Consider the following 24,309-nt stretch of genomic DNA (forward strand, 5'->3'; position numbering starts at 1 on the left):
TCTTAGCGCTGTACGATATGCGATTTCGCAGACCCTGATAAGAGCGACAAAGTCCAGCGCTTTGCAGCATTTACGAGTGCTAATGTGCTTGGTCTTCTTATGGAGAGATTTGGTGTCCGACTGCTCAGGGAGGTTTGAGCCGCCTCTTCGAGTACCAAGCCGGCGAATAGCGTTGGGGATTCCCGACCGTTATCTTGGCGCCAGCCAATCGATGCGTGCAAGACCCGGCTCTTCGATTCCTGACGGATTTCCCAGAAGGTGATGTTCTGACCGGCGATTACCGGCCTCGGCCAGGTTGACCCGGCGTTTGGTAGACGTGTTCGCCGAGCTCGAAATGATTCTGCTGCATGCCGCACGCACGATCGAGCGCCTCACGTGCGGCACGGTGGCGACCAACGATTACCAACCGTTAGGCGTTTTGCAGCGTACACTGCAAGCCCGCAATGCTCAGGGTGAGCCGAAGTTACGACATCCATGCCGGAAATTTATCGATGGCGAGTCGTGGAGGCGCTTCATCACTGCTCGCTGCATCCGTCGTAACCGCTGCCAAATAACGAGGAAACAGCGATATCGTCCGCATGTGGGACTCGAGGGAACTCTTGCCGCTCCGGCCTTCCAGCCAATCGTCAAACAGCCTTTTGCGGCCGGCACGAAGGTCGGCGCTTCGGATAAATTTGTCCCCGGCGGGATACAGCCGTTCCTGAATGGTTGCGCCGCGGAGGAAACCCGTATTCCGCCAAACCGTGATGTGTGCCTCCCTCGCCAATTGCGGAGGACCTTCCTTGTTCAAATGTGGGCGCTTGAAGATCCTGGCCCCGACGCGGCGAAGGGACCGATATTCAAGCGAATGGTTTCGGACCCGAACCGCCCGTTCCTGTTGTAGACATCGGTTGGGAGCTGCCGCCAGTTGCGAAGCGACACGCTGGTCTGCAGAAGGTCGAGGCGAAACAGGCAGATGGTATCGCGGCTCCCACAACGCTCTGCGGCGCCGGAGGAGACGAGATCGGTCTCACCTCAAAACGGCGGTTCCGGCAAGAACGCCGCGACTGGCGCCTCACCGCGAAGCTTGCGCACCGGATCCGAGCCGATCTGCCTGACCTGGTCCGCGGTCGCACGGTGGACATTCAGCTCGACCTTCAGACTACCGAAATTGCCCCTCAAAGGATGGAGAGAATGTCGATGTAGTGATGGCCCGAATGGCAAAGCATTCCATAGCGTACCGGTAAGGATGGTCCCTCCCGGCAGAGGATCTCCTCCTCCGTGTTCCACACTCGGGCATGATGCTCGATACCAATATAGGTGATCGGCGTGCCGAAGTTCTGCGAGGCGCGGCGCGCATAGCGTCGAACAAGCTCGTAGACTGTGTTGTGGCGGCGTGGTGCCATCATCACGCAACGGCCGCCAGTTTGATTGCAAATCTCCTTGAGCTCTGCCACCGCGTCAACAAGACGGTCCGGCGCTGGGCGTCCGTTAGATCCCACGGGGAGAACGACCGGCTTGTCAACCAGGCAATCAAGGCCAAGTCCAAGAGCGGCGCGAAGGTAGCCCAAATGGGCCTTCGGTTCGGTCGAGACGATAACTTTTGTATCCGGTCGTGCCAAAGCCATCAGGGCGTCCTCCCCGTGGCCGGAATACCCGATCGCCCAGCGCCGGAGATCGGGTACCCATGAGAGGCTCGCCGGCTTGTATGCCACGGGGACGAAAAAAGGCATTCACATCGTTTTGCACACTCTCGAGTTCGATGACATGGAAAGCGGATGCCCAACCGCTGGCGACAGCGTCCTCGATCAGCGGAATGTACTTTACTCTGGCATAGGGACCGAGCCCCACAGGGATGATATCACCTTGCATGTCTTCCGATACTCACTTGCTTTTGCGTCCACTAAAACTTCCGACCCGAAGCGGGCAAACACGAGATAACCTGACGAGTTCTGAAGACGGGATATTGCCTCCCCCCGCGGGTCACTTCAAATTTCCCCGGGTAGGGTCAGTCAAACTCCTCCACGCCAAGGCAGCACAGAGGTGGGTTGTTAGTTTGACATTGTTTCGCGGGCAAGGGCTTCAGCGGCCTCTTTGAGGCGATAGCTTCGTCCATCGAACTCGAGCAGGTGGCAGTGGTGCATCAGGCGATCGAGGATCGTCGTGCTCATGGTGTTGTCCCCCAGTCCTGCACGACGCGATTGGAGGTGACGATGACGCTGCGGCGCAGCTTGTAGCGCTATTGATCAAGGTCTGCAGCAATGCGCCGGCGTCGTCAGGGATGGCGCGTGCGAGGAACAGATCGTCCAGCACGAGGAGATCGCAGTCGATGATGGTTCGCAGCCGGGCGTCGCGTTGCGCGAGGGAGCAGGACGTGGCGGTGGAAGAAGTCATCGGCCTCGAGATACTGGACCTCGTGGCTGTGCAGGATCGCCTGATAGGCTCGTGGAAGTGTAGATGCGCACCACGACCTGGCTGTCGATGGGCGCGGGCCGCGCGGCGTAATAGCTGCTGTCGACGCGCACGGTGGTATCGTCGCAGACGGTCCGAACGACCTCGGTGAAGATGCGGAAGGCAGCCACCGGCAACGGCCGCAGGTGGGCTTCTCCTCCTGGAACATGGCCTCGACCTGACGGCGCGTGCTACCCTGGATGCGCTTGGAGGCCCAGTTCTCCTCCCAGTGTCTCAAGAACTCGTTCTGGGCTTCGAGCGTCTCGAAGCGCCGTCCGGTCAGCGCGGTGCCCTGGGTGTGTTGAATCGCATTCTCGACACTCCCCTTCCGATTTGGATCGGCCACCCGCGCGGGATCGGCGACCACGGCGTAACGAGCCAGCATCGCGCTGTAAATCGGGTTGAGCTCGGGCTCGTACAAATCCGGCTTGAGGACGCCTTCCTTCAGGTTGTCGAGCACGACATATCTGGGGACCCCGCCAAAATACCGGAACGCCTCTTCGTGAAGCTGCGCCCAGACCTGCTGACTCGACTTCCAGACCACCCGCCGGAAGCTGCGCCGCGAGTAGCGCAGCGTCATCACGAACAGGCGGGGCGGCGGTACCGGCCGCTCTTCGGATCAACCGTCGGCGCGCCCTCACCATAGTCGACCTGAGCCTCCTCGCCATAGAGGACACTTGGCGCCACATCGGTAACGCGTCACTGGAGCGCGACACGCTCACGCCTGGCAGCTCGTGCGCAAGGCGCTTCACTGCGGCGATCTCATGGGAGGCGGTGCGATAGGCATGCAGGAAGCAGATCGCAACCGAAGTGGTGCCAGAGGCGCGGATCGCCGCAATGGCCTCACGCGAGACTTACCGATTTGAAGAACTTAAAGACGCGTCATCTTTTGGACGCGACCTGTGCAAGTGCATCCGAGGCCGCGCGGACAATGGTTCCGATATCACTGTCTCGCATCGGCAGCGACAGCGCGATCAACCCGTGGCCGGCGGCGAGAACGCCGCGGTTAAGAAGTTCAAGGTTGAACACACTTTGGCGTTTGGCCTCAGCTTCGGTCATGTAAGCCGAGCGGTAGTCGCCGATCGGGCGTTCGGCGAAATGTAACTTCAAGAGGGATCCGAGGCCGACCGCGGTACCCGGGACACGGTGGTGGCGGAACGCGTCGTTGATGCCGTTCCGGACCGCCTCACCAATCGCGTCCAGCCGCGCGAACGCCTTCTGGCCAACAGTTCCATAGCCGCAAGCCCCGCTCGCATCGTGACTGGGTTGGCCGAGAACGTACCGCCATGGGGCAATGCAGGCTTGCCGTGGCGCGGATCGAAGACGGCCATAACTTCCCTCTTGCCGGCGATTGCGCCGACGGGAAACCCACCTCCGATGATCTTGCCAAGCGTGGTGAGATCAGGATCAATGCCCCAAAGCCCCTGGGCGCCCTGGTAGCCGAGACGGAAGGAGATCACCTCATCGAAGATCAGTAGCGCACCGACTTCGCGCGTCGCCTGACGCAGGCCTTCGAGGTAGGCCTTGTCGGCAGGTACGAGGCCGGCGCGGTTCGGCATCGGATCGACCAGCACACATGCGAGATCGCGACCATGCTCCCGGATCAGGCTGGTGGCGCCTTCAACATCGTTGAAGGGAATCGTGAGGGGGTCGGCCAGCACCTTGTGCGGCGTACTTTTGGCATAAGCCACAGAGACTGGCGCGTTGCCGCCCCAGTCCGCCGGCTTTGGATCGAGACTGACCTCGGCATAGTCGTAGGAACCATGGTAGGCGCCCTCGCATTTGGCGATCTTCGGGCGCCCGGTAAACGCACGCGCCGCCTTCAGCGCCATCGTCACGGCTTCCGTCCCGGAGTTGGCAAACCGGACCTGGTCGACTGAGGGCAGCCGCGCGGCAAGCAGTTCGGCAAGATCGATCTCCGACTCCGTCGGCATCCCGAATGCAGAACCGAGCGCGAGCTGACGGCTTGCCGCGTGGAGCGCTTTCGACTTTGAATTTGTGTCTGGGTACATGTTGTTGCCTTCTTCACCCGAGGGATTGGGCCCGAGATAAGCTTCGCGGACACGCGTGTTCTGCTTGAGGTCATCCGCGGTGCCCTTAAGGACGATGCGGCCCGTCTCCAGAGGCGATCACCGATAATTGCGAAGTTCGGGCGGACCGCGGGGCGCAGGTCGACTCCGTTCAGACTGATCGGGCCGCTGCACCAGAACCTAAGACGACTCTGGCAAGGATTTCCTCCTTTCTGGTGTTGTTTATCCGCGGGCACGCACAGGTTTGCGCGAGTCGGCAGCCAGCTCGATCGCAACGCTTCCGTGCACACAGACGTTGCGCAACGTCGTGTGAGAAGAGCACTTGTATCAGTGTTGGCGCTCGCAGAAGCTACGCAGAACTGCACGCTTGATAGCATCACTCCACTGAATTGGAGCCATCGAGACCTGTGTCGGAAATGGGACACCGGTGGTTTTGAGAGCCGGAACACTGGCAATTTTCGAGCGATCCTGTCCGGAGGATGCACTTGTTGAGGCATCCTGACGAGTCCTAAGCGCGAGAACGAGGGCTGCGTCGACCACGAATATTTCGACCCCATTTGACCTGGACCCCGCTTTACAAGCCAGACTACACCCCCGGCGTCCTTCGCGCTCGCTCATCTAAATACACCCTATCAACAATCAACCTTTTGCATCTGCTAGAGCTGCGCAGTAACCACGGCATCATTTGGCAGCGTACTCGGTCAACTACCAACGCCGGCCATTGATGCCGATGACAGATGCATGTCACCTGTCGATAGCGCCGTTGGGGTGGCCCGGCCCTCGACAGCCAGAACAGGGTGTGCTCATGGCCAATATTTCGAACGCTCGCGCTAGGAGTCAGCGTGCAACATCAACCATACCCCTCGGCCTATAACGGCCTTGAGCGAGGTGCGGGTCACTTTTTTTCGCAAATGCTCCGCGCTGAGAATTGCAGCAAGTACCCTCTTCTTCCTCATGGAGGCTCAGGATAGGCTTCCCGGTGCGATTGCCAGACGCGCAGGCTTCAAGAGCCTCTGGACGTCAAACCTCTCCATTGCGAGTTCCCTCGGCTACCGCGACGCCAACGAAGCTTCCAGGAGCCAACTCGTCGATGTCGTTGAGCGAATAGTCGGCGCGGCCGAATTTCCGGTCCTCGTGGAGAGCGGCGGGGGTTTCGGCAATTTCAACAATGCGCGCCTTGTGGCGCGCAAGCTTCGCGAGCGTGGCGCTGCCAGGATCGCACTGGAGGACTCCTGCTTTCCGAAAACGAACTTGTATGTCGGCGACAGGCATCCGTTAGCCGATATCGATGAATTTTCTGGAAGACTACGCGCAGTAAAATGCAGTCGCCAAAGAACCGTCCTGATGTCACAGGTTGAGGCGCTAATAGCCGGCCATGGAATGGAGAAAGCCATCATGCGCGCAAGCGCCTACGCCGCGGCGGGCGCTGATGCAATCCTCTTTGGTTCGCGCAAGAGCCCCCCGATGAGACCTCCCATTCGCAAGTGCCTGGCAAAACTGCCTGCCTGTCGTGATCGTTCCGACGAAATACAACCGAACACCTGCCTCTGCATATCGAGACGCCGGTATTTCGACGGTGATCTGGGCCAACCACGCAATGCTGGCCGCAATAGCGGCAACGCGGCATGTCTCCCGCGCGCATGTAACAGCACATTCGATCACACTTTCTGCCCCCTCCGAGAAGTGGCCATCGGAACTACTCGAGGTCAATGTGCTCGTCGGTGTAGCTCCGAAAATGTCCTCGCTGACCACCGTCATGGAATGCAGGCGACTGAAATGACGACAGTTGCACCTAAGAACGCTCTCATTCTCGCTGCTGGTTGCGGCTCTCGCTTGTATCCGCTGACCGAGTCACGGCCCAAGCCGCTCGTTGAAGTCAATGGCACGCCGATTCTCTATAACGCCCTGCGAACGCGTCCAGCCGCCGGGGTCGCGCAAGTGACCATCGCCGGCTGGTATCGGAAGAAACAGCCAATACGCATGCGGCCGTCGCTTCGGAGCCACTATGCCGAGTCTCCGTCTCGAATGCACTGGCAGCGCCTACTCGCTGTGGCTTGCGCGAGACATCCTCCTGTCTGGAGACTGTTTCGTTTTGGACCGCGACGTCTTTTTCGAAGAAAATACGTTACACCGTCTTATGGACTGCCAATCGCCCGACGCCGCCGCAATCGCCCGGATGCCAGTCCCTACCGCAAGGGAAAGGGCAAGGAGACGAAGCTGTGCTTCATCGGGCATAGGCTGATGGCGGACCGCCACGGCCTGCTGGTCGACGCCTGCCTGACGCGGGCCGACGGGTAGGCCGAACGGGTGGCCGCGCTGCACATGATCGAACCGCATGCCGACCGGCTGACAGCGATCACGCTTGGCATCGACAAAACCTGCGACGCAGAAGACTGCGTCAACGAGCTGCGCTCGATGACCGTAACGCCGCATGTTGCGCAGAACACCAGCGGCCGCCGCTCTGCGATCGACAGGCAAACGACACGGCACGGCGACTATACCGTCAGCCGGCGCATCTCCAAGCGCATCGAGGAGGCATTCGGCTGGATCGAGACGGTCGTCGGGCAAGAGAAGACCCGATTCCGTGGCCGTGAACGCGCGGATGGGCCTTTACTTTCGCTGCCGTCGCCCACAATCTGGTGCGGCTGCCCAAGTTTGATCGGAGGCCGGCTGATGGCCAAGGTGCCCGGCTTCGCCAGGGCCTTTGCTGGCCGCTGGCGCATCGTCGAAATGGACAACTGGGACAGCGACTTCCTCGACCTCGTCGAACAGACGCATCTCACCTTCAAGGGCAAGTCCGACGGTGAAATTGCCTTCGGTGCGCTGAAGGGCTTCCTCGATGTCCGCTACGGCGCGCGAGACGGCTCAGCGTGCGCGGAGTTCTCATGGGAAGGGCACGATGAGAATGACCCCGCCTGCGGTCGCGGATGGGCTATGATCGGCACTGCGGCAGCTCGTCGGCCATTTCTACATGCACAATGGCGACGATTCAGCCTTCGTTTGCGAACGCGGCTGAGTTCTTCAACACGGCCTCCTCTCATGTTTGCTGTCAAGCGACTCGATCAAGCGGAGCTGCTTCCGGCTGAACGCCCGGACGCTGGACGTCGAAGGTGCCCAGGGTAGGAGGCGGGGCTAAAGACGACGGTTGGTCAAGCTCTCATGCGCGGGTTTGGTACCGCTTGACCGTTGTTGCGTCTTGGGGCTGCTGCCTCGGTCTAGGGGGCGAGCGTCGACAACGCTGGCTCATAACAGGCCACGAGGATTCGCGCCCTGCCTCCTGCCCCGGGCACCGATATGGTCGAGCAGCGCTCTTCTGGCGGCCGGCCCGAGTTGTACTTGACGAGTGATCGCCCACAGGAAGTCGACCATCTCGCGTGCAATGGCGGTGGTGACGACCACCTTGGGTTTGCCGGCCGCCGACAAGCGGCGATGAAGCGCGCACAGCCTGACCTTAGGCCTTCCAGGCGATATCGCGGATAGCTTGTGGCAGGCGCTCGTTACGGTCATGGAGCTTGAGACTGACGCAGGCTTGCATGCGATAGGTCCATCCCCCCTCGATCAGAGCCCGCCTGGCCAGAGCGTTGCCAGCCTTGGTGATCCCGCCGCCGGATCGTGGCGCCACTCGAATGCTCCGACGGCACGAGGCCGAGAAAGGCCATCAACTGGCGGGGATTGTCGAAGCGGGAGAAGTCGCCGACCTCGGGAACCACCGTCACGGCAGCGATGAAGGCGACGCCGCGCATGGCCTGCACGGCCTCGTCATCGACGGGCCTCAGCGTCTGCCATGGCGTGAATGAGTCCTGCAGAACGATTTTGGCTTGCCGGGTGATCGAAGCGCAACGTGGTGAGCCCGCGACGATAAGCCAGGGCCCACGCCTTCTTCCCGGCATAGATGTGCCCATGCCGCAGCAGGAAGCCTTGGAGATGTTGACGCGCCTTGCCGAGCACACGCATCGCTGTGGCGCGGGCTCTCACCAAGTCGCGCATGGCCTCATGCGCCGCATCCGGAACCCAAACCGCTGTCAGCTCCCGCTCCGGTGCAGCTTGGCCAGCATCGCCGCATCGCGCCGATCGGTTTTTACCCGATCCCCAGCCTTCATCGGGATCAGCGAGGGGGCCACCACGATGCAATTGTGCGTCAGACCCGTCAGCTGTCGATGCAGGCCATATTCGCAGCGGTCCGGCTTCGTAGCAACAACTTACCTGCTGGTCACCCTTGCCAAGTTTCTTCGCCAGTTTGGCGATTTGGTCAGCGCGATTAAGGAATGATCCCGAACTTTCCCGCCGCGCATCGCTTCCGCCACGGGAACCGAAATCGTCGCCTTGTGCATATCCAGCCCCACGAAAATGCTATCGTCCGAGGCTCGGCGCCGGACCATCAGGCGCAACCCTCGATAGGAGCTTGCCACGGGGCCGGCTGTCCGTCACCTCAGAGGGCGAACATAGGGTTTATGTGGTCCACAGCGCCCCGCAGTGACGATCGGCGACGAAATAAAAGCACACCCTGGTACCAGCGCCTGTATCATGGCTACACAGCTGCGGTCGCGTAATTCGCTTCGCATTCCGCCGTAGCAACCCACAGTCGCCCCTTACATTCGCTAGATCTGCATCAGCGGCAACGGAATGGCGGCCGTTACTCGATAAGACGCTGACGCCGCGCCTTGACAACGCATTGGATACGGGTGATCGTTTCCAGCTTTCGTATTGCATTTTTGACATGAAAGTTGACGGTGTTCTCGCTCACTTTCAGGATGACTCCGATGGCCCGGGATGACTTCCCCTCCTCGACCCATCCTAAGCACTGTCCTCCCCGTGCCGACAAAATCTCTTGCACATCCGCCATGAGTTTCTCCTAGAGCAGAGAGGACGTGGAATGAGATCAGCAAACGCCATACGAGTCAGTGGGCATCGCAAACTCTCGCGGCAGGACAAGATTTGGGAGATTTCCGGTTCACTGCTCCGGAGACTGCCACCAACTGCAGTCCTATCGACGGGATTGCGACATATGTCGAAAACGCAACAGCAGTAACTACGACAACCGTAGCAGTCGATATTTGCTCAATATCTGTGGTGAGCTGGATATCGCCTTTTGGCCAGGCGTCCTCCCGCAACGGGTGAATGCTCAGTGAAGGGCCGTTGCACCCGGCTGGCGAGCCGAGATCCTTCATTTGCACCAAAGCTTTCCTTTCCAGCGTATCGGCTCGGATCCGCCCATCACAACAGCCGCGTTCGGCGTCCATCTCTAAGGCGAGCATGCAAGCTTTTACGTGCCAATCACCTACCAACGCTGGTCATTGATCGGCATCACAGCGAAAAGGTATGAGCAGTGCGGATTGCGCCAATCGACGGCCGGCCAACAGGACTTCTGTATGAAGTATCAACCACAATCCGCTCGGCCCAACGCAGGTCATCAATGCACTCCCCGTCGCCTGTCGAAATGCTTCGTGGCAGGTCTGCTCGAATGGCGAGCTCTCATTTCTGATGGAGGCGCATGACGCCCTGTCTGCTACAATCGCCCAGCGCTCGGGATTTAAGGGGCTCTGGGCGTCCGGTCTGTCGATTGCTTGTTCTCTAGGTTACCGCGACGCGAACGAAGCATCGTGGAGCCAGCTTGTCGACGCCGGTGAGCGGATCGTGAATTCGACCCAACTTCCTGTCCTGGTTGACGGCGACGGCGGCTTCGGGAACTTCAACAATGCTCGCCTGCTTGCGCGCAAGCTCTTCCAGCGCGGCGCTGCCGGCGTCGCACTGGAGGACAACTGTTTTCCGAAGATGAACTCGTTTGTTGGGGATCGGCACCCCCTCGCCGATATCGGCGAATTCTCGGGCCTCCGGGCAGTGAAGGATACGGTCGAAGACGACTTGGTTCAGGTGGCAAGGATCGAGGTGTTGATCGCTGGGTATGAGATGGACGAAGCACTTTTGCGCGCTCACGCCTACGCCGACGCGGGAGCCGATGCGATCCTCATTCATTCGCGAAGGAGCACTGCGGACGAATCCTTTCGTTCGCGCGCGCTTGGCAGAACAGATTTCCGGTCGAGATCGTTCCGACGAAATACTACCGAACGCCCATCTCTGTGTACCGTAAAGCTCGAATCTCCACAGTGATCTGGGCCAACCAGTCCATGCGGGCGGCAATGCGGCAAGTTTCCGGTCGCATCATCGCTGAGGAAAACACCGCGAGCGTTGAGCCGAATATCGCTACTCTCGACGAAGTCTTCGAACTTTTGAAGTACGACGAACTCGCCCGTGCGGAAGCGTTGTATCTGCGGCCCGACCCTGAATTGCGCAAATAGGGTTTCGTCGACACAGGAGCATATTTGTTGCCGAAATCTCAGCTTCCTGGAGTTCCTGCTAGCTGCCCAGGTGCGACTTCAATCTCAAACGGCTTTCGTTGTACTGAGATGTCCTTAGATGGCGCAGCACGCCTCGCTCGGCCGAAATTCGCATTTTTCTATCTGGGCAGAAGCTCGAGGTACCGGATCCATGGCCTACCTCCTCTTTGGAAAGGGACCGACGAGGACCATTGTCTGCCTTCACGCTTAGAGTGGATTTTCAAGGCTCCGGCAGGCTTGATTTCGCTTCAGCAAGCAGACGTTGCGGCGGAAGACACTCGTCGGTGCTTCACCTGAGCGGAGGGAAGAAAAGGAACTAAATGGTGACCGATGCTCCCAAGAACGCCGTCATTCTCGCCGCTGGCTGCGGCTCTCGCCTGCGTCCTCTGACAGATCTGCGGCCGAAGCCGCTCATCGAGGTCAATGGCACCTCGATTCTTCACAACGCCCTCCGCAACCTGGAAATTGTCGGCGTGGAAGAGGTGACGATCGTCGTGGGGTACCGCAAAGACGCCATTCAGTATGCCTGCGGCAGCCGCTTTGGCGAGCTCAGAATCAAATATGTCGAGTCGACTGTTTTTGACCGCACCGGAAGCGCCTATTCTTTGTGGCTGGCGCGCGACGCTCTTCTCTCCGGCGACTGCTTTCTGCTCGAGGGCGACGTCTTTTTCGAAGAGGATGCGTTGCGATATTTGATTATCTGCCGGGGGACTGATGTGGCTGCAGTCGTTCCCTTCGATGATTCCATGAAAGGATCAGCCGTTCTGTTGTCGCAGAACGGCTTCATCTCAAGCTTTCGAATGAAGCAAACGGCGTCAAACCTTGTTGCGGATGGCCCAAAGCTATTCAAGACGATGAACCTATTACGTCTCTCGGCGCCGATACTCAAGGCAACGATCGTTCCGACGCTGGACGATATCATCGCTGCCGGGGCTAGGCAGACCTACACCGAAGAACTTTTGGGTTATCTGATAGAAAGACGAGGTTTACAGCTCGCCGCGGCGCGATGCGATGGCCTCAACTGGTACGAAATTGATAATCCTGAGGATTTGCAAATTGCCGAGCGCATTTTCGGGAACCGAATGAACTCGCCGACACGTCATTTGCAGACTAGGTGAGAGTCCATGCTAAAATACCTTTGGGATCCAGCGAACGCCATAACAATCACAGGTCTCGTCTTTTCCTCCACCAGTCTATTTCTTGCTCTCTCTGAGCGCCTCGAACTATCTGTGGCGGTAGCGCTTTGGGCTGTTCTATCGGACCACCTTGATGGGTTTGTGGCAGGTCGTACGAAGCGTCGCGATCCAGATGTTGCAAATATGGGAGCGAGCCTCGACGGGTTTGCCGATATGTCTATGGAGCCGTTCTGCCTGCGGTAATTGTGGTACAAGTCAGCCAAGCCTCGCCGCTCGCCCTTGCGACCGCAGCCATGCTACTGGTCGGTGGTGCAATGAGGCTTAGCTAGTCGATCGTTAATAAGCCGAATTGGGCTGAACTGGACAGTTGAGCGTTGGCCAGAGTGAGAGCAGGAAGAGGGACAAAAGGTCTCTGAGCCAAGCCCAGGACACGGCGGAGGTTGTGGCCAACGGCAGAGAGGAGAACGTTAGCGGCATCTCCGGCGCGGCCTTTGAGATAGCAGCGGCCAAGGTGACCTTCGTTCTTCATGTGTCCGATGATGGGGCTCGATGGCGGAACGGCGGCGTAGCTCGCGCTTGATGACGCCGAAGACGCCGCGCTTCTGGCCCGAGATGAAGACGCGGCGGGGATTTTGTGTGTCGTGGCCGCGATATCCCTTGTCGACATAGGCCCGTTCGATCGCACAGCCGGTGAGGCTCTCGGTGCGCTCGATGACGTCGCGAAGGGTGTGACCGTCGTAGGGGTTGTCCGGCAGCGAGCAGGCGTGGAGCACGAACAAGCCGCCTGGAGCTCTTTGGTTGTTGGTGACGATGGAGGCCTTCACGCCGAATTCGTAAGGCGCCGCGGCCTTGCCCTTGCCGATGCACTCGACCTCCGGAGCATGGAAAGAATAAAGCTTGAAGCCGCGCTGGCGCTGCTGCTGCGAGCGGATCTGGGTGGCCCGGCCAAGCGGGAGAGCGAATGCCTCCTCCAGTGCGGGCTGGCCCTCGGTCTTGCGGCGGATATCGCGGATGATCCGGCCCAGCCGGCTGCGCATGATGCGCAGCTGTCGCTGATGCCGGTTGAACTGCTTGGCATGGGCGTAACGGGAAGCCATCATCGCTGCGCTTTTGGCCACGCGAGCATAGGATTGCCGCAGCCTGACCCCGTGCTTCCTCGCCAGGCGGTTCAACCCGCGGATCGCTGCATGCAGCAATTTGGCGTCGGTCGGGAAGCTGATGGCCTCCGGCTGCACGGTCGTGTCGACCGTGACCCGCTTGAGGTCTTGGCTGCGCAACGCACCGGTCTCGTGCGCCACCCGAAGGCTCTCGGCCAACAACCGCTCCAGCTTGTCGCCGAGCCGCTTGCGCCAATGGCTCAGGTCTGAGCGCTCGTGCGGAAACACATGCTGGAAGAACTCTTCGCCGGTGAAGAACTGGAAGTACGGATCGTGGACCCAGCGCTCGCACACCCCCTCATCGGACAGGCCGTAGATGTGCTTGAGCAGCAGCAATCCGATCATGAAGCGGGTCTCGATACCCGGCCTGCCGTTCTCGCTGTAGAGCGGCGCGATCTCCCCGTCGATCCAGTCCCAATCGATCCTGCCGGCGAGCAGAACCAGCTCGTGTCGCATGTTGATGATCTGGTCCAGCCGGGACCGGAACAGATCGTTCGAGCCTGTCGTCCTGTGCTTCTTCGGTCGCATCGGTCCCTCCGATGCAGCACAGAATCACGGTTCGCAGCGGCAGGGAAATCCAAAATCGAAATTGCAGGGTTTTGGGCTGTGAAGCCTCAATCCCCTGCAATCTCAAATGCCGCCGCAATCGGAAAACAGACTCCCAATCAAGTGCTTGGAGGATTGTTCACGGACAACCAAATAGTACTCCTCAACGACGGGGTTTATGCTTGCTGCCCACGCGGCAAACATCAATGATCGCAATTTGCCGCAAACGGCGGCAGGACACATTTCCTCGTTTCCAGAGAAGGTGAAAGCGATCCTTCTTACTAGGGTTGGTAGCGGAAGTCGCTTCGTGCTTGCTGTAGACTTAATCATCGAGATCGATGACCGGTCGGCGGCTAAGGCACCGCAATTGGTGACCGCGATCAGCAGCGATCGTGCCAGATGACTACAATCCAGAGGGCTCTCTAAAAAGGGAATGAATCCCGCCATTCGCTATCGCGGAGCTGCAGATGCCAAATCTGATAGGTACTCCATGCATTCCACCAGCCCACACGATATCACGACGGTGCGTCGCGGAACCGGTGCGGTCGCCCTGGAGGCGCCAAGCGAGCTTGGCTCACAATCCCGATGGCAATGACGCCGCTTGCGCTTGGCTGCGCTGCGGCGGCGAACCTCGGCGTAGTTCTCGTTGCGCACCTCAAGACCAATGAAAGTGCAGCAACTTTAATCAGAAGCGGCACTATAGCGCCGTGCTGGTTGAAGCGGACAGCTCATAGGCGGGCACACTAAGCGAGCCGTTCCGGCTCGTCTATTCCAGCCGAAAACGGGGATGGTCTCGGGCACCAAACACGTAGGCGATTGGTCCGCTCGTGCTCTGCAGCGAGTCGATTTCATGAAATGGTGCGGTAAGCACTGCTGACACAGTGCGTTCATTTGCGTACCGTTATCGCCCGAAAATGTCTTGATGGTTATCGAGAAAGCCGGCGAACACCTCCACGATGAACTCAGCGTCGGCGCGCGTCATCGGTGTCGAGATCGATGCGGCAGCACCATACGGCAGGATGATGCCATTCACCGCAAAGAAGCGTACGAGCTCCTTCATTCGACCTGCACCGGCAGGCTGGAGATAGGCGTCGCGATAGTCATTCGGGGTTTGCGCCTTCGGATGGATGCGAAACAGTGAGGCGGCTCCGGTCACACACAGCGGCGCGTCCCTGGCTGAGATAGCTCGACGAATCCCGTCCCGGACAATACCTCCAAGGATCTCAAGGTGTGCAAAAGCCGCTTGATCCAGATGCCGCATTGCGGCAAGCCCCGCTGTCATGGATAGTGGATTCGCGGAGAACGTACCGGCTTGCGGAAGCAGCGGCCTACCCGCTGAGGCATCGAATACCTTCATTACGTCCTCGCGCCCGCCGATTGCTCCAATCGGCAAACCGCCACCGATGATCTTGCCCATCGTGATGAGGTCCGGAACAAGGCCGTAACGTGCGGAAGCACCCTCGAAACCCTGCCTAAGATTGAGGACCTCATCAGCAATCACCAGAATGCCGCTTTTGCGCGCAGATTCCTGCACCGCGGCCATGAATTCAGGCTTTGGTCCAACGAGGCCACCGCGGCTCGGCATTGGATCCAGAATGATGGCGGCAAGATCGTGCGCATTCGATGATATCAAGCCGCGCACCCCTTCAACATCATTGAAGCGGAACACAACTACTTCGTCGAGCACGCTCGCAGGCATCCCGCGATAGAAGGCTGTGGCCTTCGGCTCGAGGGCGTCCCCCCAATTATCGGGTGTCGCTGCTTGACTGACCTCGACCCAGTCATAGGCGCCATGGTAGGCGCCCTCGAGCTTGGCAATCTTCGGACGTCCGGTGAAGGCCCGCGCAGCTTTGATCGCAAACAAAACCGCCTCAGTTCCCGTATTGACGAAGCGAACACGATCAACCTGCGGAATGCGGCCGCAAAGTAGTTCAGCGAGTTCGATCTCCCTCTCCGTCGGATTTGCGAAGCAGGTGCCGCGCTGGAGCTGATGCGTTAGCGCTTCCATAACGGGCCCGAAGGCATGTCCATGGATCAACGTCGTAAAGTTGCAATTAAGGTCGAGAAACGAGCGGCCATCAACATCAAACAGATAGCTGCCCATCCCACGCTCGATGTAGAGCGGAGTTGGATCTCGCTCAATCGTCACGCGCGAGGTGCCGTCTGGGAAGACCTTTTGGGCCCGGACAAAGTTTTCGTTGGACCGCCCAGCGCTCAGAAATCCAGGCGAAATATTCGAACCTGCATGCTCCGCGTTCACAATGTCCTCCTCCATTCTTTGCCAATTTTGCTGAGCCGGCCAACCAATCACCGTCGCAGCGCGCACTGTCGAGTCCGTGGCGGCGAATGCGGCATAGGGGCTCGCGGCCAAACCAGCTCGCTTCGAGATAGATCAACCCGGCTCAACATCGCGCCCATCCACCAGAATGTCGCAATCTTCGACAGTTCCATCAGCCGTGTGGTCGCGGTCGGCGCAGCCGCATCGATGATGATGCTTGATTGTTAAGGTTCAGGAATGACGCGATGTGGTCACCGGGCGTGAGCGGCGCGTTGCGGCGACGCGGATCGCCGCCGCTTGGCTCGACTTTCTGAACATCGGCACGAAACTCCGCAAACATGCGCGCAATAGCTGGTCGCAGCCGAGCTCCCGATCTCGACGACCTGCAGATGCTATAAGACTCCCATCGAACGTTCCTTTTTCACCCACACCGATGCTCAGGAAGTCACTTACCAGGCGACGCAATTTATCAGATCGCAACCGCGGATCAGAGGCCGTACGATAGCGCAGGTTAGCCGCTTCAGTCCTGCTGCGGCCGCGATCGAACCGGAGTAAACCACTAGCCGCTCCGCCTGGGCAGCTACCAAATTGGAGAGGCGGCGGCACCATACCCGCATCAATATCGGTCCACGAGAGCCCGTTGGCTTAGCATTTCACGGCGCCCCTTGGACACGATCATCGAGCACGCGGCCACATTCCGCTGCCCGCTCGTCCAGGGGCAGAAATCGTCACGATCATGATGGATATCGCTGCTGTACAATGCTGAAGCGCAACTCTTTCTTCTACTTGGGTACGCAGCCAATTTGTGGGACGCGACGAACTGATATTTCGACGTATAGTGATCCGCCACCTTCCATCGGCATGGCCGCGCTGGCAAGTTCTCGACGACTCCATCTAGCGTGAGAAGGTCCGGACCTTAGTCTGCTACGATGCTGCGGCTGACCTCGAAATGGCTGGCAAGTTAACGCCGTCGCGCGTCAGCGGCCGTCTGTATCTTCGCCGCGGTTCCTAGCGCCTGATACCAGGTCGTTTGATTGATACGACTGAGACGTCGACTGAGGTTTTCCTAGAGCTCGGGCTCCTAATGCGGCAACGATACTGAACTGTGCTATCGTTCGGCCACTTTGAACTTCATACGTGCGAGTTGGGAGACGTAATCCCAGTACGCATCATTGTAAGTAATGTCGCCGCGCTGATGCAGTGCACCCGATAAGTTGGGCGATCGGGAGAGTAACGGGATTCGTACCCATGGTGCCCTGCCATAACAACCCTCATGCCGTGGCTGCGGATTCTAGTTCGATGCGACGGCGGGCTCGCCCTGCGGCGCAGCGCCTCAACTCGGCATGGACGCGAGGCGCTACCATGGTGGCCTGGGTATCGCAGTCAACTGCTTGAGTCGACGAGCTCTTTGCTTGCCCCGGATCGCGGGCTCTCCAATGTCCGCCGGGCGGAATAGTCGTCCAGCAAAGCACCGAGCTCGGCGCAACGATTGTCACCGGAAAGTCGGCACGGCGATCTTTGAAGAGCCGGAACTCCATCGCGGATCCTCGCGCTGCAAAGGAGGCATCTCTGTGGCGTGGCCCGCCGAGGTTAACTCGCTTCGGTTGTGGAGCGCCACCAGCCGCCGTTCCTCTCCCAACCCTGCCTCCTCCACAACACCCGAAGATGGAATCGCGGAGGAGATTTATTCCTGTCACCTATCGTCTAGCGGCCACTGGATGCGACGAGTCAATCAGGCTGCTGGATTTAGTTGCCCTAAATGTAAGTTGATGCCCTCCATCCGATCCTTGCTGGCTCGCCTAGAGGTCGTAGTCGAGTAGCTTAGCCATTTGGCTGTCGCCCTCACAGATCCGGGCGGGCGGATTTCCCGCACCCGGCTCTTCCGGAGAGTAACCCGCGTCATATCCGCGCCTGGGCCCATGTGCGAGTGATGCGTAGACTTGGCAAGCGGAAGCGTGCCGTCAGAGTCTCGAACTCCGGCCAGCTCATGCGCCGACTTTTCTGGCTGCGCCGTCTCAGACAACGCAGCCAGATTCGACGCACTTCGCGGTAGAAGCCGTTGAGCGCTGGATAGTTGTGCGGCCTGCCATAGTAGCCATAGTGCCCGCGCAGCACGGTAGCGAACCACTCGTGCTGCTTGGCCAGTGGCGCGTGTATGAGCCGCCAGGCCGATGCTCGCGGAGGCCGAGTGTGCTCCCTAAGCTCGCGATCGGCGGAGCAAACGAGATGCTGGGGCGCAAGGAGTGGGATCAGCTGGAGCTCTTCATCACTGGCTCGCTCAAACAGCTCGTCCCAGATGAGCACGTGCTGGCGTGGCTCGATCGTGTGCTCGACCTATCTTGGCTACGGGAAGAGGTCTCCGACTGCTATTGCGCGAACGACGGTCGGCCAGGCATCGATCAAGAATCCGCGGTACGCCTGATGCTCGCGGGTCTGCTCACCGGCATCGTACACGATCGCAAGCTGATGCGTGAGGCTCAGATCAACATCGGCATTCGCTGGTTTGCTGGTTATGGCCCTGCACGAGCAGCTACCGCACCATTCAAGCCTGACCCGCATCCGCGAGCGCTGGGGCAAAGAGCGATTCCGTAGGATCTTTAAACGCACGGTCGAGGCCTGCCTGAAGGCCACGATCGCAACAACCGAAGTGGTTCCCATCGATGCATCGCTGATCCGCGCCCACGTGAGTTGGGGCAGCCTCACGGAGCAGCATGTGGTGGATGTGCTGAGCGAAAATCAAAGCGAACATGAAAGCGAGGCTGAGAGGAAGGGCCGGCAAAGCGGCAAGTACAAGAAGATCTGCACCACCGATCCGGATGCGACAATGGCCACCAATGCCCGAAACCGGCGGCTGGAGCCCGCTTACAAGCAGCACACGGCCGTCGATGACAAGGTCGGCGTCATTTTGGACGTCGCGGTCACGACTGGAAAAACGAACGAAGGGGAGGTGATCGAGCCGCAAGTCGATGAGGTTGAAGCGATTGCGGGCGTCGACATCAAGGTGGTCACCGCCGACGCGAGCTATGCCTACGCTAAAGTCAACGGTGCGCTCGAGCGGCGCGGCATCGGCGCTCTGATACCAGCTAAAGCCGAACCAATCAAGAGTCGCGTACCGCTCAGACACTTCCGGTACGACGCCAAGAACGACGCCTTGAAGTGCTCGCGAGGACGTATCTTGCGCCCCGCGCGGCCCATCAAGCACGGCCGTTTCTTTTACTCGAAGGCGAAGGATTGCGCCCGGTGTCCGCTCAAGGGCGATTGCTATCCAAAGGGCGGGTTAACAAAGCAGTCGTTGTCGGTGACGATTATCCGGCACTGCTCCGCGCGCCCGCCGCCGTCGCCAGCGATGGAGTAAGCAGGATTGACGGCTCTATCAACGCCATCGCTGGCGCTCAGAGGGCTTCCACGGCGAAGCCAAAACCTGGCACCGACTAGCGCGCGCCATACGGCACGGTCTACTGAATATGGATCCAGGCCTACCTGACGGTCGCCGCCATCAATCTGAAACGGTTGGCAGCCGCTCTCCTTGCGCTTATTCTGCCTTGGATTGTCCTCATAGTGCGTTTGCGGCTTCAGATCGCCCCGTAGCGCGGGTTTTGATGCGAGGGCCAGGACGGGCCGGTCGCTGCATCGCGCGAATTCTATTGGCCAATTCTTCAACGACCCCCGCCTTCATGCGCAACGCCCTGGCGCATGCCGGCAAGAGCGGCCGCCGCGTCGTCTCCGCCTTCATCGCATCGCCACCGCGTTTGCCCAGGACGATGCCGAGGCCCAGTGGCGCCGCGTCGCAGATCAGCTTCGCCCCAAGCTGCCCAAGCTTGCCGGCTTCCTCGACGAGGCCGAGAGCGATGTGCTCGCCTACATGAGCTTCCTGCCGCAGCACCGCACCAAGCTGCACTCGACGGATGAGATGGACAAGCGATTTTTTATGACCGCGCCGCGATGACGATTGCGGGCATCGCGTCCATTCTTTGGTTCGGCCGCGCGGCGGGCCATTCTTCCGTCCCGGCCACCGATCTCGCAGCCGCCGCGCGCAGGGTCGGTCAAGGCTGGCCGCGTTTGCGGCCACCCTACGGCTTGGCCTTGACCGGCCCGAGCACGGTGGCATGCTGGCGTGGAACGGGACTGCATTCCTGGCTGGCACTTGCCGTCAGCGGCGGTTATGGTTGTTGGGCGCGGGCGACCTCGTGGCGAAGCGTGAGGCGTCGGCTGCAAGCGTTACAGGACTGCCTATTTTGTCCTGCCGAGCTGAGGCGCCCGCGCGCCGGGCTTTGGCCGCCGCGGTTTCCATTGCGACACCAATCGTTCGTAGCTTCGCTCCGCCTGGGCGGCAATCAAAATCTCACGGTCGCGCAGCGCCTTGATGTTGTAGGCATAGGCTGCGCCGGCTGCCCTTCTGTTGCGGATGTCCAGCTTGAAGTTGCATCGCACGAGTCTTGTTGGCAACCAGCGCCGGGCGCGCCCACAGGTAATCCTCGCCCTTCGTCAGCAAATGCCAGCAGAGCACCCTGAGCTTGCGAGCCACGGCCACCGCGGCGACCTGATGGCCACGCCGGGCGCGGATCCGCACGAAAAAAGCATGCAGTGGACCGGGCGCCTTGGCCGCGGCCCAGGCCGCCTCGACCAGCATGGCGCGCGCGTGACTGCGGCCGATCTTGCTGATGCGACCGTGATGGGCGGCTCCCAGTCCCGACTGCCGCACCCGCGGGTTCAGCCCGAAATAGCTCACCAGCTTCTGCGAGCTGTTGAACCGGCTGATGTCGCCGATCGCCGCCACGATGCCGGCGGCAACCGCCAGATTGACGCCGGTGATCGTCATCAATCTGTTGACCTCGAGATCGTCGATGGCGACCTGCGCGATCTCGCGGTCGAGCAGAGCCAGGTCTTCCGCCAGCCGGTCTCAAGCTCACGGACGTGCCGATCGATGGCCGCGCGCTCATCGTCCGGCAGCTGTTGGGCGGCCAACCACGCCCGGCCGCGGGCGTTGAAAGATCGGCATGCGGGCACTTCGGGATTAGGTGCGCGTGCACGATCGAATGCACCTCGTGCTTGAGCCGCGTGCGATGCCGCACGACCTGGTAGCGTCGTGCCACCAGCCGACGCTTGCGCTCGGTCTCCGCGTCAGGCGTCCAGATCTGCGGCAGGTACCCGGCCGCCTGCAGACTGGCGAGCGTGCCGGCATCGATCTTGTCGGTCTTAACGTGAGCCTGGGCGATCGCCTTCCCTGCAGCGGATTGGCGATAATCACCCGTGCCACGAACGGCGCCAGAGCCCGCGACACGGCCATCCTGTTGCGCAGTCCGCGTCATATCGATGCGGCCCGCATGTCGGAGTCTGCCGTCCTCCCAAAACACCACCTCCCCGGAAGTTCGGTGGACGTCGATGCCAATCACCCGTCGCATTCGCACCTCCTGTCAGAGATATGACGGGAGCTGCGGGCGACACGACAACTACGGATTCGCGCTCCCAGCGCAATCGGGCGAGTCGCAGAGGCGGCCAGCTACTAACTCGAGCTCTCGGCTCATCGAATAACATTGGCCTGCCCGCACTTCGTGCTCCCGGCGCCTCTGTCCCGATGGTCGCACCACACGCTACGATGTAGAACACCGCAGCGCGGGACACACCGAGACATCTCATACCCGTTACCAACCCGATCGAGCGTCTCAACGGCGAGATCAAGCGCCGAACCGAGGTGGTGGGCATCTTCCCCAATGAAGCCGCCATCGTGCGCCTGATCGGCGCCATCCTGATTGAGCAGAACGATGAGTGTGCCGTCCAGCGTGCCCGTTACATGACGCTGGAAACCATCGCGCCGTTGAGCGATGATCCCACCGTCAGCCTTCGGGCAATCGCCAGCTGACCTGTCCGGGCCCTGCCGGCGAACGCGGTATCCCAGCGCCAGTTACACCATGCCACGGGACACGATCCGCCTAGACGCATACAGATGTTTATCAAAGAAGTCGGAGGAGGTTCAGCGCTTGCCACTAGAGTAGGTAGTGCCGCCCTCCTTCGGGCTGATTTACGATGAAGCCGACTCATCGCTCTACGCAGCCTGCTGCAATGAGGCGCGTATCGCTAATTGAAAGCCGCTCGCACGTGGCGCGTTCCGCCATTCGGCATCGATGCGATCAACTGATGCCTGTGCCAGTTTCAACATTGCCGAGATGACGCCGGACTGATCATGCCATGTGAAATCGCACGCGCGGTCCTCTGCCGGTGATCGGCGGCTTGATGAGCTATTGAGCCGAATGGATGCCTGTTGACCGGCTTCTTTACTTCCCTCTAACCCAAGGGGTGACCAATGACATTCCTCAAGCCGAAAGAAAACCAACTCCAAGACCGGGTCGCAAGCGCGTTGCGCAAAATCCATGCGATTGAATCTGCGTATGAGACCATTACGGTCGGACAGTTGGTCTCAATGCGGGCGAGAACGCACGCCACATCGATCGCAATCGACGTCTTCGGGCGCGGCGAGCGCGCGACCTACTCAGAGATGGACCGATCATCTAACCAATATGCGCATGCGCTGCGTGCATTCGGCGTACGGAAGCGCGATCGCATCGGGGTCATGCTGCCCAATCGCATTGCATTCCCGATTCTGTGGTTCGCGATCGCGAAGCTAGGTGCGGTGATAGTCCCGATCAATATGCGATACACACCAAGGGAGATCGAATACGTTCTCAGCGATACACAGGCCGCGTTCGCCGTCGTTGACGAGACCGCAATGTCTATGTTCTCGGCAATGGAACCTTGGCCGCAAGGTCTAGCCAATGAGCGTGTAATTGTCGTTGGACAGGGTGGCGGCGGGACAGCCATTACCCTCGATGAGTTGCTCAAGGGCGTCGGGGACTCGCTGGTCGAACAGCATATCGGACCTGACGACCTGTTGAATATCCAATATACCTCGGGGACAACGGGCTTTCCCAAGGGCTGCATGTTGACGCACGACTACTGGAGCGTGAGCTCGCAACAGGGGACGCACGGGGATGGGCGGCCGTACCAAAGATATCTCTCTGCAACACCGTTTTTCTATGGCGATGCGCAACAATATCTTTTGAAGTCGTATCGGCAGGGCGGCACACTGTACATTGCTCCGTCACTTAGCTCGACGCGCTTCACCAGTTGGGTCAAGCAGTACCGAATAGAATGGTGCGATTTTCCTGATTTGGTAGCGCGCCAAGCTGAAGCTGCCAACGAAGACGGAACGACGTGCTTAAAGCAGACCCTCAATTGGGGCTGGAATCCTGATACGGTACGCAAATTCCGGAAGCGGTTTCGAGTGCGCACCCAGGATGCCTATGGGATGACAGAAATCTGGTTCGGCACACAGATGCCGCACGATCTTGACGAGATGGCGGCCTCCGGTTCGGTGGGGATTCGTGCCCCGTTCCGGAACTTGCGAGTGATGAACGACGATGGCACGCCAAGCGCGGTAGGCGAAGTTGGCGAGCTGTGGGTGAGTGGTCGTGGAATCTTCAAGGGTTACTGGAACAGGCCGGAAGCAAACGCCGCCTTGTTTGAAGGTGAGTGGTTCAAGACGGGCGACCTATTGCGGCGCGACGAGCTAGGCTTCTATTGGATGATAGGCCGCACGAAGGACATGATAAGACGTTCAGGCGAGAACATAGCCGCGCGTGAGGTGGAGGCCGTCATTCGCGAGATTCCCGAGATTGCGGATGTAGCCGCTGTGCCGGTTCGCGATAGCAAGCGCGGCGAAGAGGTAAAGATATATGTGGAGCTGAGAGATACTCTCACACCAGGCGATCTGCCTGTACATCGCATTCTCGAACATGCTCGGAGTCGTCTCGCCGTGTTCAAGGTGCCGCGGTACATCGCCTTCATCCCGGTGCTTCCAAGAACCACCTCCAGCAATAAACTACTCAAACGTGAGCTAATGGCTATCGAAGATCCACTTGCGGGTACCTACGACGCCGAGGAGAAGCGCTGGCGCTGAACCGCATTTTCATTGCAATTTTACCAGCTCGACTGAAGTGGACCCTATGCTGAGGACCACTGGGTCCGGTTTGCTAAGTGGAGCTGCTGCCGTTCGTTCTCCCAATAACTCTACGCTACTATGGCTTGCTGCTGTTGTGGCTGTGGGGATGTGGGCAACGCGCAGCGTGTCCGAGCTTCTCGCTTGCGAGAAGCGTCATATCCACAGCCTCTTCGCCGAATGCGCCGATGGCACCAGACCGCCCTCGGCGCGCGGTTTTCCAGCGCCTGATGAGGGCGTTGGAAATTGTAAAACTCCATCCATCGGGCGATTCCGGTTTTGGCCTCGTGGCCATCCGAATACCCCTTGAGATAGATGTCCTCTTGAGATAGATGTCCTCGTATTTGAGCGAGCGCCACAGCCGCTCGATGAACACGTCGTCCATCCAGCGGTCGCGACCGTCC

The 24,309-nt window shown here is 59.7% G+C and carries 11 protein-coding genes and 12 pseudogenes; 12 read left to right on the forward strand and 11 right to left on the reverse strand.

The window, feature by feature from the left end:
* The first annotated feature begins 316 nt into the window (after positions 1–316).
* The gene (locus HZZ16_RS34625; protein ID WP_197955034.1) at positions 317–883 is read left to right on the forward strand and encodes a hypothetical protein; all 567 of its coding nucleotides are present in this window, start codon (positions 317–319) and stop codon (positions 881–883) included.
* A gap of 274 nt (positions 884–1,157) precedes the next feature.
* Here the strand turns inward: HZZ16_RS34625 and HZZ16_RS34630 are convergent, their stop codons facing one another.
* The 5 genes and pseudogenes from HZZ16_RS34630 to HZZ16_RS34650 all read right to left on the reverse strand — a co-directional run bounded on the left by HZZ16_RS34630 (position 1,158) and on the right by HZZ16_RS34650 (position 4,442).
* A complete protein-coding gene (locus tag HZZ16_RS34630) occupies positions 1,158–1,712 on the reverse strand; it encodes a Gfo/Idh/MocA family oxidoreductase (RefSeq protein WP_197955036.1) in 555 nt (184 codons plus the stop codon).
* Between the two features lie 318 nt (positions 1,713–2,030).
* Positions 2,031–2,422, reverse strand: a pseudogene (locus HZZ16_RS34635) (ATP-binding protein); the annotation flags it as partial.
* Between the two features lies 1 nt (position 2,423).
* Positions 2,424–3,102: pseudogene (istA, locus tag HZZ16_RS34640) on the reverse strand (IS21 family transposase); the annotation flags it as partial.
* Between the two features lie 210 nt (positions 3,103–3,312).
* A complete protein-coding gene (locus HZZ16_RS37730) occupies positions 3,313–3,540 on the reverse strand; it encodes a hypothetical protein (protein ID WP_246510639.1) in 228 nt (75 codons plus the stop codon).
* On the reverse strand, positions 3,537–4,442 hold the full coding sequence (locus HZZ16_RS34650) for an aspartate aminotransferase family protein (RefSeq protein WP_311974442.1): 906 nt from the start codon (positions 4,440–4,442) through the stop codon (positions 3,537–3,539). Before HZZ16_RS34650 ends, HZZ16_RS37730 begins: the two co-directional genes overlap by 4 nt.
* A gap of 972 nt (positions 4,443–5,414) precedes the next feature.
* Between HZZ16_RS34650 and HZZ16_RS34655 the strand changes: the two are divergent.
* The 3 pseudogenes from HZZ16_RS34655 to HZZ16_RS34670 form a co-directional block, all read left to right on the forward strand.
* Positions 5,415–6,350: pseudogene (locus tag HZZ16_RS34655) on the forward strand (isocitrate lyase/PEP mutase family protein); the annotation flags it as partial.
* Between the two features lie 282 nt (positions 6,351–6,632).
* A pseudogene (locus HZZ16_RS34665) lies at positions 6,633–7,114 on the forward strand (transposase); the annotation flags it as partial.
* A gap of 19 nt (positions 7,115–7,133) precedes the next feature.
* A pseudogene (locus HZZ16_RS34670) lies at positions 7,134–7,476 on the forward strand (hypothetical protein).
* A 317-nt stretch (positions 7,477–7,793) separates the two neighbouring features.
* Here HZZ16_RS34670 and HZZ16_RS34675 read toward each other — a convergent pair.
* Together HZZ16_RS34675 and HZZ16_RS34680 are read right to left on the reverse strand one after the other, a co-directional pair.
* Positions 7,794–8,839, reverse strand: a pseudogene (locus HZZ16_RS34675) (IS110 family RNA-guided transposase); the annotation flags it as partial.
* Between the two features lie 254 nt (positions 8,840–9,093).
* Positions 9,094–9,303 carry a response regulator transcription factor gene (locus HZZ16_RS34680; protein WP_197955038.1) on the reverse strand — a complete coding sequence of 70 codons (210 nt, stop codon included), beginning with the start codon at positions 9,301–9,303 and terminating at the stop codon, positions 9,094–9,096.
* A 638-nt stretch (positions 9,304–9,941) separates the two neighbouring features.
* Here HZZ16_RS34680 and HZZ16_RS34685 point away from each other — a divergent pair.
* The 3 genes and pseudogenes from HZZ16_RS34685 to HZZ16_RS34695 all read left to right on the forward strand — a co-directional run bounded on the left by HZZ16_RS34685 (position 9,942) and on the right by HZZ16_RS34695 (position 12,174).
* Positions 9,942–10,756 (forward strand): annotated as a pseudogene (locus HZZ16_RS34685) (isocitrate lyase/phosphoenolpyruvate mutase family protein).
* Between the two features lie 359 nt (positions 10,757–11,115).
* Positions 11,116–11,913 carry a phosphocholine cytidylyltransferase family protein gene (locus HZZ16_RS34690; protein WP_197955040.1) on the forward strand — a complete coding sequence of 266 codons (798 nt, stop codon included), beginning with the start codon at positions 11,116–11,118 and terminating at the stop codon, positions 11,911–11,913.
* A gap of 6 nt (positions 11,914–11,919) precedes the next feature.
* Positions 11,920–12,174 carry a CDP-alcohol phosphatidyltransferase family protein gene (locus HZZ16_RS34695; RefSeq protein ID WP_246510640.1) on the forward strand — a complete coding sequence of 85 codons (255 nt, stop codon included), beginning with the start codon at positions 11,920–11,922 and terminating at the stop codon, positions 12,172–12,174.
* A 93-nt stretch (positions 12,175–12,267) separates the two neighbouring features.
* Here HZZ16_RS34695 and HZZ16_RS34700 read toward each other — a convergent pair.
* Positions 12,268–13,616 (reverse strand): annotated as a pseudogene (locus HZZ16_RS34700) (IS5 family transposase).
* A 196-nt stretch (positions 13,617–13,812) separates the two neighbouring features.
* Between HZZ16_RS34700 and HZZ16_RS34705 the strand changes: the two are divergent.
* On the forward strand, positions 13,813–14,037 hold the full coding sequence (locus HZZ16_RS34705) for a hypothetical protein (protein WP_197955041.1): 225 nt from the start codon (positions 13,813–13,815) through the stop codon (positions 14,035–14,037).
* A 498-nt stretch (positions 14,038–14,535) separates the two neighbouring features.
* On the opposite strand, the gene HZZ16_RS34710 is transcribed toward HZZ16_RS34705, so the two are convergent.
* Positions 14,536–15,909 (reverse strand): aspartate aminotransferase family protein, encoded by a 1,374-nt coding sequence (locus tag HZZ16_RS34710; RefSeq protein WP_197955076.1) that lies wholly within the window; start codon positions 15,907–15,909, stop codon positions 14,536–14,538.
* 2,229 nt (positions 15,910–18,138) lie between these two features.
* Between HZZ16_RS34710 and HZZ16_RS34715 the strand changes: the two are divergent.
* Positions 18,139–19,500, forward strand: a pseudogene (locus HZZ16_RS34715) (transposase).
* Between the two features lie 83 nt (positions 19,501–19,583).
* A pseudogene (locus HZZ16_RS34720) lies at positions 19,584–19,831 on the forward strand (transposase); the annotation flags it as partial.
* 311 nt (positions 19,832–20,142) lie between these two features.
* Here the strand turns inward: HZZ16_RS34720 and HZZ16_RS34725 are convergent.
* Positions 20,143–21,314, reverse strand: a pseudogene (locus tag HZZ16_RS34725) (IS110 family RNA-guided transposase).
* A gap of 242 nt (positions 21,315–21,556) precedes the next feature.
* Between HZZ16_RS34725 and HZZ16_RS34730 the strand changes: the two are divergent.
* Both HZZ16_RS34730 and HZZ16_RS34735 read left to right on the forward strand, forming a co-directional pair.
* Positions 21,557–21,772, forward strand: a pseudogene (locus tag HZZ16_RS34730) (transposase); the annotation flags it as partial.
* Positions 21,773–22,213: 441 nt separating this feature from the next.
* Complete coding sequence (locus HZZ16_RS34735; RefSeq protein WP_197955042.1) at positions 22,214–23,866, forward strand: class I adenylate-forming enzyme family protein; 1,653 nt, start codon at positions 22,214–22,216, stop codon at positions 23,864–23,866.
* Between the two features lie 110 nt (positions 23,867–23,976).
* Here HZZ16_RS34735 and HZZ16_RS38500 read toward each other — a convergent pair whose 3' ends face one another.
* Positions 23,977–24,264, reverse strand: a complete 288-nt coding sequence (locus HZZ16_RS38500; RefSeq protein WP_376707612.1) for an integrase core domain-containing protein — start codon at positions 24,262–24,264, stop codon at positions 23,977–23,979.
* Positions 24,265–24,309: the final 45 nt, after the last annotated feature.

The organism is Bradyrhizobium glycinis (assembly GCF_016031655.1).
Classification (GTDB): Bacteria; Pseudomonadota; Alphaproteobacteria; order Rhizobiales; family Xanthobacteraceae; genus Bradyrhizobium; species Bradyrhizobium glycinis.